General features: G+C 51.8%; 2 protein-coding genes. Both read right to left on the bottom strand.

Annotated features, from left to right (window positions below; translation table 11 throughout):
* Window positions 1-638: condensation domain-containing protein (locus tag ACX1DY_RS31350; RefSeq protein WP_458968035.1), on the bottom strand; the 638-nt coding region annotated here is incomplete at its 3' end.
* Between the two features lie 50 nt (window positions 639-688).
* Window positions 689-1,627: condensation domain-containing protein (locus tag ACX1DY_RS31345; RefSeq protein ID WP_458968034.1), on the bottom strand; the 939-nt coding region annotated here is incomplete at its 5' end.

The following is a 1,627-nucleotide window of genomic DNA, read 5'->3' as shown; positions in this document are numbered from 1 at the left end:
GCCCGCTGCTCGTATCCCGCCAAGTAGTTTCTCCAGTACCCCAGCGCTTCTTCTCGATCCTGCTCCTCCAGCCACTTGATGAAGTGGATATAGGGCTTTACGGCAGGCAAATCTATCGATTTGCCGCCGCAAAGTTGCGTATACATATAGAAGAACTCTTTCAAAACGATGCCCATGCACCAGCCGTCCATCAAGATATGATGGTGGCTCCATACGATCTCGTACCTGCTCTCTCCCGTCTTGAATACGGCTATCCGCAACAGCACGTCTTTCGTAAGATTGAATCCTTGTTCCCGATCCGATTGCTTGAACCGATCCACTTTGTGCTTGATTTCATCTTCCGCTAACCCTGTGAAATCATCGAAAACAATCGATGGATTGCGCTTTTTGAGAACAATCTGCAAGGGCTCTTCCAATCCCTCGTACATAAACACCGTTCGGAAAATATCATGACGTTCCATCAGAAGGGAAAGGCTCTTCTCCAGATTGGCTTCATTCAGCGTCCCTTGAATCACAAACGACAATTGATTAAAATACGCGGACGACTGCGGTTCCCTTAACGCTTGGAACAGCATGCCTTCTTGCATCGGAGACAACGGGTACATGGAAACTACATTACGGTTACCGCCACTACTCAATACAATCACCTATCTTCCGTCTATAAATTATGAATAACAGCGATCCCACTTTACAAATCATTCAATCTTGTTAAGAGCTTTTCGAAATCGTCTAAAGCCATTGGTTTGCTGCCCACATCGCTCGGGGTCAGCACGCTCTCAGTTTGCTGCATGCAATGGTCGATGATCGAAAGCAGCTGCTTTTTGTAGTTGGCCAGCAATGCCTGCATCGTGCTTTCACGGTACTCCTGCTCGTCGTACGTCACGCTCAGCATCAGTTTTCCGTCCATTACGCTCCCTGAAATGTCCAACGCATAGGTCCGTTCCGATTGCGGGCTCATCGACACCCCGGCAGAAAGACCGGACATCGACATCGCCCCGGTATTCATCTCCCGGTCCCATTGTCCCAAGTAGTTGAAGCTGATTTCCGGCGCTATTCCGCTTCCTAGGCCGCTTTTCTCCCTTGGCGTCAAATACTTCAGCGCGCCGTATCCCACGCCTTTGTTCGGAATCCGTCTCAGCTTCTCCTTGAACGATTTGATCCAGTAGGCTATCCCTTCCGTCTGCTTCATTTCAAAGACGACCGGATATATGCTCGTAAACCACCCCACCGTTCTCGTCACGTCCACGTCACCCAATACTTCTTCCCGGCCGTGGCCTTCCAGATGAACAGCCAGCGTCTCATGACCCGTCCATTCCTGCATTGCTAAACCAAGCGCCGCGAGCAGCACATCGTTTATTTCCGTCTTGTACGCATGGTGCGTTCCCGTCAGCAGGTTTTTCGTTTCCCGCTCGTTTAAGTTAATCACCGCACGCGTGCTGCTTCCCCATGTCCGGGCTTCAGCGCATTCCCCGTCTTTAGGGAGCGGTTGCACGTTAGCGCTCTGCTCCTGCCGCCAATAATCGGCTTCCCTCAGCAGCTCCCGGCTCTGTGCATAGGCGCCCATCCGCTCCGACCACGTCCGGTACGAATGCGTTTTGCCCGGCAAGACAACAACCTCGCCCCGCAG

The organism is Paenibacillus sp. BAC0078 (genome assembly GCF_054483875.1).
Note: the sequence above shows the minus strand (reverse complement) of the source record. Positions and strands in the feature narration are given on the sequence as shown.